The sequence below is a fragment of the Streptomyces sp. R28 genome (assembly GCF_041052385.1).
In the GTDB taxonomy this organism is placed as follows: Bacteria; Actinomycetota; Actinomycetes; order Streptomycetales; family Streptomycetaceae; genus Streptomyces.
Map to the genome: position 1 here is coordinate 7849350 of NZ_CP163439.1, position 19353 is coordinate 7868702.

2 protein-coding genes are annotated in these 19353 nt (G+C 71.4%); both read left to right on the top strand.

Translation table 11 applies throughout. The annotated features are described in order from the left end of the window. Positions 1 to 126: 126 nt before the first annotated feature. On the top strand, positions 127 to 13377 hold the full coding sequence (locus tag AB5J49_RS35225; RefSeq protein ID WP_369172894.1) for an SDR family NAD(P)-dependent oxidoreductase: 13251 nt from the start codon (positions 127 to 129) through the stop codon (positions 13375 to 13377). Then, positions 13374 to 19331 (top strand): SDR family NAD(P)-dependent oxidoreductase, encoded by a 5958-nt coding sequence (locus AB5J49_RS35230; RefSeq protein ID WP_369172895.1) that lies wholly within the window; start codon positions 13374 to 13376, stop codon positions 19329 to 19331. Before AB5J49_RS35225 ends, AB5J49_RS35230 begins: the two co-directional genes overlap by 4 nt. The last annotated feature ends 22 nt before the right edge of the window (positions 19332 to 19353 follow it).

The window sequence follows — 19353 nt, forward strand, 5'->3', positions numbered from 1 at the left end:
CGGGTGACCTGACACAGTTGCCGGACAAATATCGAGTCGCCGTCCCAACCGGAGGTTGGCTGACGGAGTCGACGGTCAGTTCCGTGCCCCCCCGTACCTCTTCCCCACCTCCAGTACGGAGACTTGATGAACTCGGAATTCGGTGTGAAGCGCAACGACGCCATCGCTGTCATCGGTATGTCCTGCCGTCTCCCCGGCGCCGACACCGTGGACGAGTTCTGGGAACTGCTGCGCACCGGCCGCAACCAAGTCACCCGTCGACCGGACGGCACCTGGCGGGCCGCCCTGACAGACCACGGCGGCTTCGACGCCGCCTTCTTCGGCATGTCCCCGGACCAGGCGGCCACGACCGACCCCCAGCACCGCCTCATGCTCGAACTCGGCTGGGAGGCACTGGAGAACGCCGGCATCCGCCCCGACCGGCTCGCCGGCACCGACGCCGGCGTCTTCGTCGGCATCGCGTCCGACGACTTCGCGACCCTGGTGCACCGCTCCGGCCGGGAATCCGGCGTCCACACCGCGACCGGGCTGCACCGCGCCCTCGCGCCCAACCGCCTGTCCTACTTCATGGGCCTGCGCGGCCCCAGCATCGCGGTCGACACGGCCCAGTCGTCATCCCTGGTCGCGGTACATCTGGCCTGCGAGAGCCTGCGCCGCGGGGAGAGCACGATCGCCGTCGTCGGCGGGGTACACCTCGTCCTGGCCGACGAGAGCACCACCGCCATGGAGACGATGGGGGCCCTCTCCCCGGACGGGCAGTGCCACACCTTCGACGCCCGGGCCAACGGATATGTCAGGGGTGAGGGCGGTGCCGCCCTCGTCCTCAAGCCCCTGCACAAAGCCGTCGAGGACGGAGACCGCGTCCACTGCGTCATCAAGGGCTCCGCCGTCAACAACGACGGTGGCGGCGACAGCCTGACCACACCGCATCGCGAAGCACAGGAAGAGCTGCTCCGCGCGGCGTACGCCCGCACGGGCACCCCACCCGAGTCGGTCCGGTACATCGAACTGCACGGCACCGGAACCAGGGCCGGCGACCCGGTCGAGGCCGCCGCGCTGGGCGCGGTCCTGGGCACCGCCCGCGCCCAGGCCGGCGCCGCCCCCCTCTCGGTGGGCTCCGTCAAGACCAACATCGGTCATCTGGAAGGCGCGGCCGGCATCACCGGTCTGCTCAAGACCGCGCTGTGCCTACGCGAAGGAATGTTGCCGCCCAGCCTCAACTACCGCACACCCAACCCCGACATCCCCCTTCAGCAACTGCACCTGGGTGTGCAGACGGCCTTGGAGCCATGGACGGAAGAGCCGGGGACGCGACGGGTTGCCGGGGTGTCGTCCTTTGGGATGGGTGGGACGAACGCGCATGTGGTGGTGGAGCAGGCACCGGATGAAGTGGAAGCCGAAGCCGAGGCCGAAGCTGTGGTTGAGGCTGGGCCGGGGTCGTGTGCTGTTCCGGTGGTTGTTTCCGGTGCCTCGACGGGGGCTCTGGAGGCCGGCCTTGGGCGCTTGGCTGCCTTCGTGGAACAGGACGGTGAGTTTGGTGTGGGTGAGGTGGGGTGGTCGGCGGCGCATCGGTCGGTGTTCGACCATCGTGCCGTGGTCGTGGCGTCGACCCGGGGTGAGCTGGTTGAGGGGCTGAGGGCGCCGGTCGTCTTGGGTGCTGTGGGTTCGGTGGGCCGGACGGTGTTCGTGTTTCCCGGTCAGGGCACGCAGTGGGCCGGGATGGGTGCTGAACTGCTCGACTCCTCGCCGGTGTTCGCGGCCCGGTTGGGGGAGTGTGCGCAGGCGCTGGGCCCGTTCGTGGACTGGGATCTGCTCGATGTGGTGCGTTCGGGTGTGGGGTTGGAGCGGGTGGATGTGGTGCAGCCGGTCACCTGGGCGGTGATGGTGTCGCTGGCCGAGGTGTGGTCGCGTGCGGGTGTGGTGGCGGATGCGGTCGTCGGGCATTCGCAGGGTGAGATCGCCGCGGCGGTGGTGGCGGGTGCGTTGAGCTTGGAGGACGGGGCGCGTGTGGTGGCGTTGCGTTCGCAGGTGATCGGGCGGGTGCTGGCCGGCGCGGGCGGTATGGCTTCCATCGCGCTCCCGGCCGAGACGGTTGAGGAGCGCCTGGCGGGTTGGTCGGGCCGGTTGGGCATTGCGGCGGTGAATGGTCCGGCGATCACGGTCGTCTCGGGCGAGGCCGAGGCGGTGACCGAGTTCGTCGCCGCGTGCGAAGAGCAGGGAGTGCGGGCACGTCGTATCCCCGTCGATTACGCCTCGCATTCCGAGCAGGTCGAGGCCATCGAGACGGAGCTGGCAGGACTGCTGGCACCCGTAGTGGCCCGCGAACCGGTCATCCCCCTGTACTCCACCGTCGAGCCGGGCCAGCCGGTCTCGACTGATGGCGGGTATTGGTATCGCAATCTGCGCAAGCGGGTGCGGTTCGCCGAGACCGTCGAGCTTCTCCTGGCGGATGGCTTCGGGGTGTTCGTCGAGGCCAGTGCGCATCCGGTGTTGACGATCGGGATCCAGGAGCTCGCTGATGAGGCGGGCCGTGACGACATCATCGCGGTGGGCACGCTGCGGCGGGACGAGGGCGGTCTGCGCCGGTTGTGGACGTCGTTGGCGGAAGCCTTCGTGGCGGGTGTGCCGGTCGACTGGAAGGCCGCGTACACCGCCCATCAGCTCACCACCCGCCGCGTCGACCTACCCACCTATCCCTTCCAGCGCCACCACTACTGGTTCGATTCCGCGGAGAACGTTGCGGGTCCGGTTGCTGAGGTGGCGCGCGTTCCTGACGCACCTCTGCGCCGCGAGGTCGACGGGCTGAGCGCGAGCGAGCAGGAGAGGCTTCTGCTGGAGGCTGTGCGGGCGCACGCGGCTGTGGCTCTCGGCCGGGGGACGGCCGGCGACATCCACGCACAGCGAACCTTCAAGCAACTGGGCTTTGAGTCGGTCACGAGTGTCGCGCTGCGCAATCGTCTGAACGCTGCCACCGGCCTTCGGCTGGCGAGCTCTGTGGCGTACGACCATCCGACCCCGCTCGCCCTCGCCCGCCATGTCCGTGCCCGGCTCAATGGCGAGGACGGGACCACTTCGACGCCCAAGCCCATGCGCCCCGCCTCTGCGGTTGCAGATGCCGATGCCGAGCCGATTGCGATCGTGGGGATGGGGTGCCGTTTTCCGGGTGGGGTGGGTTCTGCGGAGGGTTTGTGGGATCTGGTGGAGTCGGGGGCGGATGCGGTGTCCGGGTTCCCGGTGGACCGGGGGTGGGATGTTGCGGGTCTGTATGACCCGGATCCGGATGCGGTGGGGAAGTCGTATGTGCGGGAGGGGGGTTTCCTGCATGGGGCGGGGGAGTTCGACGCGGGCTTCTTCGGTATTTCGCCGCGTGAGGCGGTGGCGATGGATCCGCAGCAGCGGTTGTTGTTGGAGACGTCGTGGGAGGCGTTGGAGGGGGCGGGCATCGACCCCCACACCCTGCGCGGGTCACAGACCGGCGTTTATGTCGGTGCCATGTCTCAGGAGTACGGTCCCCGGCTCTACGAGCAAGCCGAGGGGCACGAGGGCTATCTGCTGACGGGCAACACGGCGAGTGTGGCCTCGGGCCGGATTTCGTATGTGTTGGGGCTTGAGGGTCCTGCGGTGTCGGTGGATACGGCGTGTTCGTCGTCGTTGGTGGCGTTGCATCTGGCGGTGCAGGCGTTGCGGCAGGGCGAGTGCGATCTGGCGCTGGCCGGCGGAGTCACCGTGATGGCGTCCCCGGGCATGTTTGTCGAGTTCTCGCGGCAGCGGGGGTTGGCGGCTGATGGCCGGTGCAAGGCGTTCTCGGATGCGGCTGATGGGACCGCTTGGGCCGAGGGTGCGGGGATGTTGTTGGTGGAGCGGTTGTCGGATGCGCGGCGGCGTGGGCATCGGGTGTTGGGGGTGGTGCGGGGTTCGGCTGTCAATCAGGACGGTGCGTCCAATGGCCTGACGGCGCCGCATGGTCCGTCGCAGGAGCGGGTCATTCGGCACGCGTTGGCGAATGCGGGGCTTGGTCCGGCTGATGTGGATGTGGTCGAGGCGCATGGGACGGGGACCCGGCTGGGGGATCCGATCGAGGCGCAGGCGTTGCTGGCCACGTATGGCCGTGATCGTGAACAGCCCCTGTATGTGGGGTCGTTGAAGTCGAATATCGGGCATGCGCAGGCGGCTGCGGGTGTGGCGGGTGTCATCAAGATGGTGATGGCGATGCGGCATGGGGTGTTGCCGAGGTCGTTGCATGTGGGTGTGCCGTCGTCGCATGTGGACTGGTCTTCGGGTGGGGTGGAGGTGTTGGACCGGGCGCGTCAGTGGCCGGTGGTGGGTCGTGCGCGGCGGGCGGGGGTGTCGGCGTTCGGGGTGAGCGGGACGAACGCGCATGTGGTGCTGGAGCAGGCGCCGGATGAAGTGGAAGCCGAAGCCGAGGTCGAGGCTGTGGTTGAGGCGGGGCCGGGGTCTTGTGCTGTGCCGGTGATCGTTTCCGGTGCCTCAACGGCGGCTCTGGAGGCCGCACTTGGGCGCCTGGCTTCGGCTGTTGAGGCTGATGGTGAGCTTGGTGTGGGTGAGGTGGGGTGGTCGGCGGCGCACCGTTCGGTGTTCGACCATCGTGCCGTGGTCGTCGCCTCGACCCGGGACGATCTGCTGGAGGGGCTTGCGTCTCCGGTCATTTCCGGGGTGGCCCGTCGGGTGGGCCGGACAGTGCTGGTGTTTCCCGGTCAGGGCACGCAGTGGGCCGGGATGGGTGCTGAACTGCTCGACTCCTCGCCGGTGTTCGCGGCCCGGTTGGGGGAGTGTGCGCAGGCGCTGGGCCCGTTCGTGGACTGGGATCTGCTTGAAGTGGTGCGCTCTGGTGTGGGGTTGGAGCGGGTGGAGGTGGTGCAGCCCGTCACCTGGGCGGTGATGGTCTCCCTGGCCGAGGTGTGGTCCCGCGTGGGTGTGGTGGCGGATGCGGTCATCGGGCATTCGCAGGGTGAGATCGCCGCCGCCGTCGTAGCGGGTGCGTTGAGCTTGGAGGACGGGGCGCGTGTGGTGGCGTTGCGTTCACAGGTGATCGGGCGGGTGCTGGCCGGCGCCGGAGGTATGGCCTCCATCGCCCTGCCCGCCGAGACGGTCGAGGAGCGACTGGAAGGCTGGCAGGGCCGTCTTGGCATCGCGGCGGTGAATGGTCCCGCCATCACGGTCGTCTCGGGCGAGGCCGAGGCGGTGGCCGAGTTCGTTGCCGCGTGCGAAGAGCAGGGGGTGCGGGCGCGTCGTATCCCGGTCGATTACGCCTCGCATTCCGAGCAGGTCGAGGCGATCGAGGCGGAGCTGGCCGGGCTGTTGGCACCGGTGGTTGCTCGCGAACCGGTCATTCCCCTGTATTCGACGGTCGAGCCGGGCCAGCCGGTCTCGACTGATGGCGGGTATTGGTATCGCAATCTGCGCAAGCGGGTGCGGTTCGCCGAGACCGTCGAGCTTCTCCTGGCGGACGGTTTCGGGGTGTTCGTCGAGGCCAGTGCGCATCCGGTGTTGACGATCGGGATCCAGGAGCTCGCTGATGAGGCGGGCCGTGACGACATCATCGCGGTGGGCACGTTGCGGCGGGACGAGGGCGGTCTGCGCCGGTTGTGGACGTCGATGGCGGAAGCCTTCGTGTCAGGCGTGACCGTCGACTGGAAGGCCGCCTACACCACCCATCACCTCACCACCCGCCGCGTCGACCTGCCCACCTACCCCTTCCAGCGCCAGCACTACTGGCTCGAACTCAGCCGGTCAGGACAGGCATCGGATGAAGTCACGCTCTCCGGGACGGGCGCCTGGCTCTATCGGGTGGTGTGGAAGGGGCTGTCGGCGGGGGATGTGCCCCGGCTGTCGGGGCGCTGGCTGCTGGTCGTGCCGGAGGGCATGCCTTCAGGTCCGGTGGATGACATCGCCGACGTACTCACCCACCACGGCGCCACCGTTGAATGCGTATCCGCGCCGGTGGACGCCGCTCGTGCCCACTTCACGGATCTGTTCACGGCACGACGGACGGATGACGACGAGGCACCGGCCGTCCAGGGCGTGCTGTCGCTTCTCGGACTCTCGGACGTGTCTGCTTCCGTGCCGGCCACCGTCTCTCTCGTCCAGGCGGTGAACGACGTGGGGCTGGGTGCCCGAGTCTGGGCCGTCACCTTGGGCGCTGTGGCTGCTCTGCCGGGTGAGGTGCCCGACAACACCGGAGCACGGCTCTGGGCGTTCGGCCGGGTCGCTGCACTGGAACTCCCCGAGGTGTGGGGCGGTCTGGTCGATCTGCCGACGTCCTCGCTGGACCGTCGCTTGCTGGAGCGTATGGCCACCGTTCTCGGGAGGGCCAGGACGGCCGACGGCATCGAGGACGAGGTGGCGATCCGGAGCGCCGGGGTGTACGGGCGTCGGGTGGTACGCGCACCGGGTTCGGCCCGGACGCAGTCGCACTGGCGACCGCGGGGGACGGTGCTGGTGACCGGGGGTACGGGTGCGCTCGGTGGGCATGTGGCGCGGTGGTTGGCGGCGAGCGGGGCCGAGCATGTGGTGCTCACCAGCCGTCGGGGTCAGCAGGCGCCCGGTGCCGCGGAGTTGGTGGCGGAGCTGGGTGCTCTGGGTGCGCGGGTCACGGTGGCGGCGTGTGATGCGGCCGAGCGTGAGGAGTTGTCCGCTCTGCTGCGGGAACATCCGCCCACCGCGGTCTTCCACACCGCGGGCGTGCTCGACGACGGCGTGATCGACGGTCTGTCGGCCGACAGCCTCACTCTCGTCAGCCGTCCCAAGGCCGACGCCGCGGAGTTGCTGCACGAGCTGACCGCGGACCACGACTTGGACGCGTTCGTGCTGTTCTCCTCCATCACAGGTGTGTGGGGCAACGGCGGCCAGGCCGCCTACGCTGCCGCCAACGCCGCCCTCGACGCCCTTGCCGAGCGGCGCCGTGCCGATGGTCTGCCGGCCTCCGCGATCGCCTGGGGTCTGTGGTCCGGCGGTGGCATGGCAGCGGGCGCGGGCGAAGAAAGCCTGGTCCGACGGGGTATCGACGCCATGGACCCCGTACAGGCCATCGAAGCCCTTCAACAGGCCTTGGACCGGGACGACACGTGCGTGACCGTCGCCGCCGTCGACTGGGAGCGGTTCGCGCCGAACACCGACGCGATACGGCCCACACTCCTCTTCTCGACGGTGCCGGAGGCGCGCCAAGCGCTGGAAGCCGTCCGGCAGCGGCGCACGGCCGCCCCAGGAGCGGCAGCGTTGGCGGAACTCCTGGACGGCCGTACCGAAGCCGAGCAACTGCACCGGCTCGTCGAGTTGATACGAGGGGAAGCCGCGGCGGTACTGCGGCACAGCACCACGGACGCCATCGGCGCGCAGAGGGCGTTCAAGGAGGTCGGCTTCGACTCGCTCACCGCGCTGGAACTGAGGAATCGCGTCAACGCCACCACCGGGTTGTCCCTCCCCACGACCATCACCTTCGACTACCCGAACCCCACAGCCCTCGCCGGCTTCATCCTCGGCCGGCTGACCGGCGACGGGGGACCGAAGGTGGACGGGCATCTCCCCGAGCGGTTCACGGCCTCCACGGACGACGAACTGATCGCGATCGTCGGCATGGCCTGCCGCTTCCCGGGTGACGTCGAGAGCCCCGAAGCACTGTGGAACCTGGTGCTGGGTGAACGGGACGTCATCGGAGCACCCCCCACGGATCGTGGCTGGGACTTCGACGCGATCTACTCCCCGGAGCCCGGAACTCCCGGAAAAACGTACGCCCGGGAGGGGGGTTTCCTGCATGGGGCGGGGGAGTTCGACGCCGGCTTCTTCGGTATTTCACCGCGTGAGGCGGTCGCGATGGATCCGCAGCAGCGACTGCTGTTGGAGACGTCGTGGGAGGCCTTGGAGGGGGCGGGCATCGACCCCCACACCCTGCGCGGCAGCCGCACCGGCGTCTACACGGGACTCACCCACCAGGAGTACGCGGCACGTCTGCACGAAGCTTCCCAAGCGCACGAGGGCTATCTGCTGACGGGCAAGTCGGCGAGCGTTGCGTCCGGCCGGATTTCGTATGTGTTGGGGCTTGAGGGTCCTGCGGTGTCGGTGGATACGGCGTGTTCGTCGTCGTTGGTGGCGTTGCATCTGGCGGTGCAGGCGTTGCGGCAGGGCGAGTGCGACTTGGCGCTGGCCGGCGGTGTGACGGTCATGGCCGCACCTGGTCTGTTCGTCGAGTTCTCGCGGCAGCGGGGGTTGGCGGCTGATGGCCGGTGCAAGGCGTTCTCGGATGCGGCTGATGGGACGGGCTGGGCCGAGGGTGCGGGGATGCTGTTGGTGGAGCGGTTGTCGGATGCGCGGCGGCGTGGGCATCGGGTGTTGGGGGTGGTGCGGGGTTCGGCTGTCAATCAGGACGGTGCGTCCAATGGCCTGACGGCGCCGCATGGTCCGTCGCAGGAGCGGGTCATTCGGCACGCGTTGGCGAATGCGGGGCTTGGTCCGGCTGATGTGGATGTGGTGGAGGCGCATGGGACGGGGACCCGGCTGGGGGATCCGATCGAGGCGCAGGCGTTGCTGGCCACGTATGGGCGTGATCGTGAGCAGCCGTTGTTTGTGGGGTCGTTGAAGTCGAATATCGGGCATGCGCAGGCGGCTGCGGGTGTGGCGGGTGTCATCAAGATGGTGATGGCGATGCGGCATGGGGTGTTGCCGAGGTCGTTGCATGTGGGTGTGCCGTCGTCGCATGTGGACTGGTCTTCGGGTGGGGTGGAGGTGTTGGACCGGGCGCGTCAGTGGCCGGTGGTGGGTCGTGCGCGGCGGGCGGGGGTGTCGGCGTTCGGGGTGAGCGGGACGAACGCGCATGTGGTGCTGGAGCAGGCACCGGATGAGGCCGAAGCCGAGGTCGAAGCTGTGGTTGAGGCGGGGCCGGGGTCGTGTGCTGTGCCGGTGGTCGTGTCGGGTGCCTCGGAAGGGGCGCTGGAAGCCGGTCTGCGGCGCCTGGCTTCGGCTGTTGAGGCTGATGGTGAGCTTGGTGTGGGTGAGGTGGGGTGGTCGGCGGCGCATCGGTCGGTGTTCGAGCATCGTGCCGTGGTCGTCGCCTCCGACCGGCAGGTTCTGCTGGAGGGGCTTGCGTCTCCGGTCATTTCCGGGGTGGCCCGTCGGGTGGGCCGGACAGTGCTGGTGTTTCCCGGTCAGGGCACGCAGTGGGCCGGGATGGGTGCTGAACTCCTCGACTCCTCACCGGTGTTCGCGGCCCGGTTGGGGGAGTGTGCGCAGGCGCTGGGCCCGTTCGTGGACTGGGATCTGCTCGACGTGGTGCGTTCGGGTGTGGGGTTGGAGCGGGTGGATGTGGTGCAGCCGGTCACCTGGGCGGTGATGGTGTCGCTGGCTGAGGTGTGGTCGCGTGCGGGTGTGGTGGCGGATGCGGTCGTCGGGCATTCGCAGGGTGAGATCGCCGCGGCCGTCGTGGCGGGTGCGTTGAGCTTGGAGGACGGGGCGCGTGTGGTGGCGTTGCGTTCGCAGGTGATCGGGCGGGTGCTGGCCGGCGCGGGCGGTATGGCTTCCATCGCGCTCCCGGCCGAGACGGTCGAGGAGCGACTGGAAGGCTGGTCGGGCCGTCTTGGGGTGGCGGCGGTGAATGGTCCGGCGATCACGGTCGTCTCGGGCGAGGCAGAGGCGGTGACCGAGTTCGTTGCCACTTGTGAAGAGCAGGGAGTGCGGGCACGTCGTATCCCCGTCGATTACGCCTCGCATTCCGAGCAGGTCGAGGCCATCGAGGCGGAGCTGGCCGGGCTGCTGGCACCGGTTGTCGCCCGCGAACCGGTCATCCCTCTGTATTCGACGGTCGAGCCGGGCCAGCCGGTCTCGACTGATGGCGGGTATTGGTATCGCAATCTGCGCAAGCGGGTGCGGTTCGCCGAGACCGTCGAGCTCCTTCTCGCGGATGGCTTCGGGGTGTTCGTCGAGGCCAGTGCGCATCCGGTGTTGACGATCGGGATCCAGGAGCTCGCCGATGAGGTGGGCCGTGACGACATCATCGCGGTGGGCACGTTGCGGCGGGACGAGGGCGGTCTGCGCCGGTTGTGGACGTCGTTGGCGGAAGCCTTCGTGTCAGGCGTGGCGGTCGACTGGAGGGCCGTTTACACCGCCCATCACCTCACCACCCGCCGCATCGACCTACCCACCTACCCCTTCCAACGCCACCACTACTGGGCCGAAACCTCCCCCGCAGGCGTCGGCGATCTCGCAGCCGCGCGGTTCGGCATGACTTGGCAGGAACATCCGCTTGTTGGCGGTGCGTTGCGGATGGCCGACTCCGACGAGTTGCTGATCGCGGGGCGGCTTTCGCTCGCCGCGCACGCATGGATGGCCGATCACGCGGTGTCCGGCACCGCGCTGTTGCCCGGTACCGCCTTCGTCGAGCTCGCGCTGCACGCCGCTTCGGTCGCTGGGTGTGCCGTGGTCGAGGAGCTTGAGGTGCGGGCTCCGCTGGTTCTTCCGGAGCGCGGCGGTGTGGGGATTCAGGTGCGCGTCGGGGACGGCGACGCCTCGGGCAGGCGGCGTCTCTCCGTGCACGCGCGGCCCGACCACCCCGCCGCGACCGGCGACGGTGATCTCGGGACGGGCGCGGACGAGACGCCCTGGACCCTGCACGCCGTCGGCGTGCTGGCCCCGGCGAACCTGGTGCAGCCGGAGGCAGGTGAGGGGGCGTGGGGCGGCACGGCATGGCCGCCCGCCGATGCCGTGCCGGTGGACCCGGCGGAGCTGTACGACCGGTTCTCGGCGCTCGGGTACGAGTACGGCGAGGTGTTCGCCGGCGTGCGGTCGGTGTGGCGCCGGGACGGAGAGGTCTTCGCGGAGGTGCGGCTCCCGGGACGCGTCGCGGCCGACGCCACCCGCTACAGGACGCATCCCGCGCTCCTGGACGCCGCGCTCCAGCCCTGGATCGCAGGCGGCCTGTTCGACATACCGGAGGACGGCCTCCTGCTGCCGTTCGCCTGGCGGGGCATGTCCGTGCAGGCCGCGGGTGCGGACACCGTGCGCGTCCGTCTGACCTCGGACGCCGCCGGAGCGCTGTCGTGCCGGGCCGTGGACCTCTCCGGTGCTCCGGTGTTCTCCCTCGACGCGCTGGTCATGCGTCCCGTCGAACGTGACCGACTGCCGGCTCTGCTCGGTGCCTCCGCAGTCACGGCTCCTCTCTACGAGGTGGCGTGGCGTGCCCACCAGGCGGCCGTCGGCGCGCCACCGCGCTGGGCGTTGGTCGGCGGCGACCGTTTCGATCTGGTGGAGTCCACCCCGTCCACCCCGTCCACCCCGTCCACCTCGTCCACGCAGTCCACCATGTCCGCGCAGTACACCCCGTCCACCCCATCCGCCCCATCCGCCCAGTCCACCCCGTTCACCGCCTATCCGGGCCTGGGCGACCTGCGCCGCGAGCTCGACGCCGGTGGTACGGCGCCGGAGACGGTGGTCGTCGCCTGCGGGCGGGGTCCCCGGGCGGGGCAGCCCGTCGTCGAGGAGGCGCGGGCGAGCGTGCGCGAGGCGCTCGCCCTCGTACAGGAGTGGCTGGCCGACGAGCGGCTGTCGGAGGTCCGGCTCGTCGTGCTGACCCGGCGCGCGGTCGCGACCGGCGCCGACGAGGACGTGACGGATCTGCCGGGCTCGGGCGTGTGGGGACTGCTGCGGTCGGCGCAGTCCGAGCACCCGGGGCGTTTCGGCCTTCTCGACATGGACGCGCACGACGCGTCGGTGTCGGCGATCCCGGCCGCCCTGCGAGTGATCTCCGAGGGGACGCCCCAACTGGCGCTCCGCAGGGGGGAGATGTACGCACCGACGCTCATCCGTACGGAAACACCGGCCGACCGCGCTGATGTGCCGTTCGGGGACACCGAGGCGACCACGGACGGCACCCCGGCGACCACCGGCGCCGTCGGAGCGCTCGCCGGCGAGGCCGGTGCGTCGGCAGGCGGTCCTCGGCTGGGGGACGGCACGGTGGTGATCACCGGGGCGACTGGCACTCTGGGCAGGCTCTTCGCACGGCACCTGGTGGAGCGCCACGCCGTACGCCACCTTCTGCTGCTGAGCCGCAGCGGGCCCGATGCGCGGGGCGCGGACGAGTTGGTGGCGGAACTGCGGGCGCGGGGCGCCGAACCGGAGGTCGTCGCCTGCGACGCGGGTGACCGCGACGCGCTGTTCTCGGTGCTCTCCCGCATCCCGGATGCGCGTCCGCTCACCGGCGTGGTGCACGCGGCCGGAATCCTGGACGACGGGCCGCTCACGGCGCTCGATCCGGGGCGTATCGACGCGGTACTGCATGCCAAGGCCGACGCCGCGACGCACCTGCACGAGTTCACCGCGGACCGGCGGTTGGCGGCGTTCGTGCTGTTCTCCGGGGCGGCGGGGCTCCTCGGCCGGCCCGGGCAGGGCAACTACGCCGCCGCGAACACCTTCGTCGACGCGTTGGCGCACCACCGGCGTGCCCTCGGGCTGCCCGCGTTGTCCCTGGCCTGGGGTCTGTGGGGCGGTGCGAGCGGGATGACCGAGCACCTCGCGGAGCGGGACCTGCGGCGCATGCGGCGCTCGGGCATTGCTCCGATGCCAAGCGAGCAGGGCCTCGCGTTCTTCGACCGCGCGCTCACTCTGGCGCCAAGTCACGCCCTGCTCGTACCGATGAGGCTGGACCAGACGGCACTGGCCAGGGAGCGGGCCATGAGCGGCCTCGATGCCGTACCCGTACTGCTGCGCGCACTGGTTCCGGCGGCTGCGGCGCGGCGGACGCCGGAGGGACAGGAGGCATACGTCCCCGAGGGCGGCGAGGCCTCGGCAGCGGCGAGGCCTCGGGAACTCGCCGAGCGGCTGGCCGCCCTCGACGAATCCGCCCGTGGCCGTGAACTGCTTGAGGTGGTCAGGACCCAGGTGGCGAGGGTGCTCGGCTACCCAGGTCCCGACGCGGTGGACCCCGGGCGGCCGTTCCGTGAGAGCGGGTTCGACTCGCTGATGTCCGTGGAGCTGCGCAACCAGTTGAACGCCGGCACCGGGCTGCGGCTCCCCGTCACGGTCGTGTTCGACCACCCGACGCCAAGGGCCCTCGCACAGCACATCGGTGCGGAACTCGGCCTGGGCCCGGGAGCCGAGGAGGCGGGGGCGGCCGCCCTGGTGAGCCTGGAGGCCCTGCTGTCCGCCGTGGCCGACATGGCGGCGGACGACATCAGGCGTGATGTGGTCCGCCGGCAGCTGGAGGCCGCGCTCGCGGACGTGGGCGGCGCCGGACCGGTACCTGCCGTGGCCACCGGACCCGACGGGCGTTCCGGGGAGCACCGACCCCCCGCCGACAGCCGAGCGGCGGTCGAGGAGCGGCTCGACTCCGCGGACGACGACGACCTCTTCGCCTTCATCGAGGAGCAACTGTGAGCAACGACAGCCGACGCGACGACCCCCAGGACGTCGGCGCCCGCGGTTCCGGCCACCGGACCGGCGCGGACCGCACTGGCGTGGATCGGACCGGCGTGGATCGGACCGGTGCGACCCGGGACGACAAGGCGCGGGAGTACCTCAAACGTCTCACCGCCGAGCTGGTCGGCACCCGGGAGCGGCTCAAGGCGGTCGAGGACGCCGCCCGTGAACCCATCGCGATCGTCTCGATGGGCTGCCGGTTCCCCGGCGGGGTGACCAGTCCCGAGGACCTGTGGCGGCTCCTCGAATCGGGCACGGACGCGGTGTCCGGCCTGCCCGACGACCGTGGCTGGGACCTGGAGGCGCTCTACGACCCGGACCCCGCCTCCACGGGCACCAGTTACGCACGGGAGGGAGGGTTCCTCGACGACTGTGCCGGCTTCGACCCCGAGTTCTTCGGGATCTCGCCGCGCGAGGCGCTCGCCATGGACCCGCAGCAGCGCCTGCTGCTGGAAACGTCGTGGGAGGCCCTGGAGAGGGCCGGCATCGACCCCACGACCGTGCGGGACAGCCGTACCGGCGTGTACGCGGGTGTGATGTACGACGACTACGGCGCGCGGCTGCTCCACCAGCCCCGGTCCGGTGCCCCGGCGGACCTGGAGGGCTACCTGGTCAACGGCAGTGCGGGCAGTGTCGCGTCGGGCCGGCTCTCGTACGCCCTCGGGCTGCGCGGCCCGGCCGTCACGATCGACACGGCCTGTTCGTCGTCGTTGGTCGCCCTGCATCTGGCCGCGCAGGCGCTGCGGCTGCGGGAGTGCGACCTCGCGCTGGCGGGCGGAGCGACCGTGCTGTCGACACCGACGATGTTCATCGACTTCTCCCGGCAGCGTGGACTCGCGGCGGACGGACGCTGCAAGGCCTTCGCCGACGCCGCCGACGGCACGGGCTTCGGCGAGGGCGCCGGGATGGTGCTGCTGCAGCGCCTCTCCGACGCGCGCCGCGACGGCAGGCCCGTACTGGCCGTCATCCGCGGCTCGGCGGTCAACCAGGACGGGGCGGGCAACGGCCTGACCGCCCCGAACGGCCTGGCACAGCAACGGGTCGTCCGGGCCGCGCTCGACAATGCCGGCCTCGGGCCCGACCAGGTCGACGTGGTCGAGGCGCACGGTACGGGGACCCGTCTGGGCGACCCGATCGAGGCCCAGGCCCTGCTCGCCACGTACGGCCGTGGCAGGCCCGCCGACCGGCCCCTGTGGCTGGGTTCGCTGAAGTCGAACATCGGTCATACGCAGGCGGCGGCGGGCGTGGCGGGTGTCATCAAGACGGTGATGGCGATGCGGCACGCGGTGCTGCCGCAGACGCTCCATGTGGACGCGCCGTCGTCGCACGTGGACTGGTCGTCGGGCGCGGTCGAGCTGCTGACCGGCCGCAGGCCCTGGCCCCGGCGGGCCGACGGCGAGCCGCTGCGGGCCGGCGTCTCGTCCTTCGGGGCGAGCGGCACCAACGCGCACCTGATCCTGGAGAGTGCCCCGGAGCCGGCCGATGCACTGGCGGCGCGCCCCGCGGACTTCCGCACGGCACCCGTGATGTGGACGCTGTCGGGTCGCACCCGCGATGCCTTACGGGACCAGGCCGCCCGCCTGCACACCCACCTCAGCGGTCTTGCGGCCGCCGCTCCGGACGCCGTGGCGAGCGCCCTGGCCCACCGCAGGACCGCCTTCCGGCACCGGGCGGTCGTCGTCGGCGAGGACCGCGCGACCCTCCTGCACGGACTGCGGGCGCTCGCCGACGGGCCGACGGAGCCGGGTGTCCGTCTCGTCGTCGGCGAGGCGGGCGGGGAGTGCCGCACGGCGTTCCTCTTCTCCGGCCAGGGCAGCCAGCGTCCGGGGATGGGGCGCGAGCTCTACGCCCGCTTCCCGGCCTTCGCCCGTGCCCTGGACGACATCTGCGCCGAGATGGACCGCCATCTCGAACGGCCGCTGCGGGCCGTGATGTTCGGCGAGCCCGGGCCGGTACCTCGGCTCGACGCCGTGACCGAGACGGAGACCGAGGTCGATACGGAGGTCGGTACCGGTACCGGTACCGAGGTCGGTACGGAGGCCGATACCGAGCTCGGTACCGAGGCCGTGTCGGGACTGGATCGTGGCGTCGGGGAAGCCGGTCTGCTGGACCGCACCGAATACACCCAGCCCGCGCTCTTCGCTCTGGAGGTCGCCCTCTTCCGGCTGCTGACCGAGACATGGGGTGTACGGCCCGACGCCGTCATGGGGCACTCCGTCGGCGAGATCGCCGCCGCCCATGTGGCCGGAATCCTCGACCTCACCGACGCCTGTGCCCTGGTCGCCGCGCGCGGCCGTCTGATGCAGCGGCTGCCGCAGGGGGGCGCGATGGCCGCCGTAGCGGCGAGCGAGGCGGAGATGACGCCCTGCCTGGCGGGCCGGGACGCCCAGCTCGCACTGGCCGCCGTCAACGGCCCCGGCTCGGTCGTCGTCTCGGGCGACGAGCGTGCCGTCCTGGAGCTGGTCGAACTGTGGCGCTCGCGCGGCCGGGACACCAAACGACTCACCGTCAGTCACGCGTTCCACTCACCGCACATGGACGGCATGCTGACACAGTTCGAACAAGTTGCTCGCGCACTGAGCTACCGGCGACCGACCCTTCCTGTCATGTCGAACCTGACCATGGAGAATGGCACCGCCGCCGATCCGTGCACGCCGGACCACTGGGTGCGCCATGTACGCGAGCCCGTGCGGTTTCTCGATGGCATGCGCGCCCTGCGCGCCGACGGCATCGACACCTTCCTCGAACTGGGCCCCGACGCGGTGCTCACCGCCATGGCCCGTACCTGCCTGGACGAAGAAGGCACACCGACCACGACCGCCCCGCTCACCGTGCCGGTGTTGCGGCGCGGCCACGCCGAGACGGACAGCCTGACGCGCGCGGTGGCCGAGGCGTACGTGCACGGCGTGCCCGTCACCCTGGCCGCCGCGGACGACCGCCCCGGCGGCGTGGTCGACCGCGTGGCGGCGGGCCTGCCCACCTACCCCTTCCAGCGGCAGCGTTACTGGCTCGACTCCTCGGCGGTCCCGGACCCGAGGTCCATGGGACTCGACGAGAGCCCTCATCCGCTGCTGTCCGCCGCCGCGGTCCTGCCCGAGGGCCGGGGCACGGTGTGGACCGGACGCCTGTCCACGCGCAGCCACCCGTGGCTCGCCGAACACACGGTGCGCGGCCAGGTCGTCGTCCCCGCGACGGCCCTGCTGGAACTCGCCCAGTACGCCGCCGACACCTCACCCGTTCCAGCGCCCGCCGACAGCACCGACAGCACCGGCAACACCGTCGTCGAACTGACGCTGGAGGCCCCGATGGTGCTCCCGCCGGACGCGGCGGTACGCCTGCGCGTCGTACTCGGCACGCCGGACGAGCACGGCAACCGTGCCCTGCGGATCCACTCGGACCAGGCCCACGCGGACGCCGCAGGCGACGACGGCTGGGTCCGTCACGCCTCCGGCACCGTGGGCCTGGCCGAACCGTCCACCGCCCGGCCCGGACCCGACTCCACGTGGCCGCCGGAAGACGCCGAGCCGCTCGATGTCGCGACCGAGTACGAGCGCTTCGCCGACGCCGGGATCGGCTACGGCCCCGCGTTCCGCGGCCTGTGTGCCGCCTGGCGGCGCGGCAGCGAAGTCTTCGCCGAAGTGCGGCTGCCCGGTGCACACGCCGACGGGACCGGCCGCTACGCCGTCCACCCGGCGCTGCTGGATGCCGCACTCCACGCCACCGCCCGCGGTCTCGGCCTGGAGCACGGACTCGTGCCCTTCTCGTGGAGCGGCGCCCGGCTGAGCGGCTCGAGCGCCGACACCCTGCGCGTCCGTATCGCACCCGCACCCGGCGCCGCGGGACCCGAGACCGTCACCCTCACGGCCGTCGACCCGGACGGGCACCTCGTGTTCACGGTGGACTCGCTCGCCCTGCGCCGTACCGACACCGAGCGGCTCGCCGCCGCGGGAGCCGCACACCTGCCGCTCCACCGGCAGCACTGGACCGCCCTCTCGGAACAGCCCGCCACGACCCCGGCCGGACCCGAGGAGGAGACCCGCGTCCGCTGGGCCGACACCACCGACGAGGCCCTCTTCGACAAGGCGGCCGAAGAGAGCGGCCGGGACGGGCTTCCCCTCCTCGTCGAACTCGGCGGCACGCCGGGCCCCGAACCGTACGCCGCGCGCGACACCGTCCTGCGGGCGCTCACCCTCGTCCAGCGATGGGTCACCGACGAACGACACAGCGGGACGCGGCTCACCTTCGTCACCCACCGGGCCGTGGCCACGGGGGACGGCCACATCGATCCCGCGTCCGCCGCCGCCTGGGGCCTGCTGTGCTCCGCGCGGGCCGAACACCCCGAACGCATCGCCCTGCTGGACACCGACGGCACCCCCATGTCACGGCACGCCCTGGCGGAGGCCGCCACCCTCGGCGGCCAACTCGCCGTCCGCGACGGCGTCCTGCTCCGCCCCGCCCTCGTACGGGCCACCCCCGCCGGCACCGCACCGGCCTGGCCCACGGACGCCGGCACCGTCCTCGTCACCGGCGGCACCGGAAGCCTGGGCGCCATGGCGGCGAAGCACCTCGCGGCCGTTCACGGCGTACGGAACCTCCTCCTGCTCAGCAGGCGCGGAGCCGCGGCGCCCGGCGCCGGGGAACTCGTCGCCGAACTGACCGCGCTGGGAGCCCGTGCCGACGTCGTGGCCTGCGACGCGGCAGACCGTGACGCGCTGCGCACCGCACTCGACGGCATCCCCGGCGACCGGCCGCTGACCGCTGTCGTCCACACCGCCGGAGTCCTGGACGACGGCGTCGTCACCGCGCAGAACGCCGAGCGCCTGGCCGGGGTGCTGCGCCCCAAGGCCGACGCGGCCTGGAACCTGCACGAACTGACCCGGGAGCTGCCCCTCTCCGCGTTCGTCGTCTACTCCTCCGCCGCCGCCACCCTCGGCAGCGCCGGCCAGTCCGGATACGCGGCGGCCAACGCCTACCTCGACGCGCTCGCCGTACGGCGCCGGGCCGAGGGGTTGCCGGCGGTGTCCCTGGCCTGGGGGCCGTGGCACGGCAGCGCAATGGCCGAGACGCTCACCGACGTGGACAACGCCCGCTTGCGGCGTACCGGGATCGTCCCGCTGCACCGTGCCGAGGGCCTCGCCGCACTCGACGCCGCGGTCGGCGGGGCCGGGGACACGGCCGTGATCCTGCCGATACGGGTCGACCCGGCCGCCCTGCGCGACCACGACACCCCCGAGCGCATACCCGAGGTGCTGCGCTCCCTCGCCGCACCCACGCCGGTACCCGCCCGCGCCACCGCCGCGACGCACGAGCCCGGCACGGCTCGGCAGGCCACGGTCACACTCGCCGAACGCCTGGCCGGCGCGTCCCGCTCCGACCGGGCGGCTGCCCTGACCGCGGCGGTACGCGACGACGTCGCCGCCGTGCTGGGGCACACGGACACCACGGCCATCACCCCCGACCGCAGCTTCCGCGAGCTGGGCTTCGACTCCCTGACCGCGGTGGAGCTGCGCAACCGGCTCGCCGCCGCCACCGGACTGCGCCTGTCGGCCACGGTGGTGTTCGACCATCCCACCCCCCAGGCACTCGCCGCGCACCTCGACCGCGCACTTCCCGGTCCCGAGACCGCCGTACTCGATGCTCTGGACCGCCTGCACGACCAACTCGACGACGCACTCAGGGCAGACGCCAACGCCAACGCCAACGCCAACGTCAATGACGACGTCGACGTCGACGATGACGACCTGAGGACCCGCGTCACCCAACGACTGGAATCGCTGCTCGCCGCATTCACCGGAACCGGGCGCCCGGCGGATTCCGCCGACACCGGCTCCACGGGCACCGTCGGCGACCGCCTGCGGACGGCATCCGACGACGAGCTGTTCGACCTGCTCGACAACGGCTTCCGGCAGTGACCACCCGGCCGATGCACTCGGC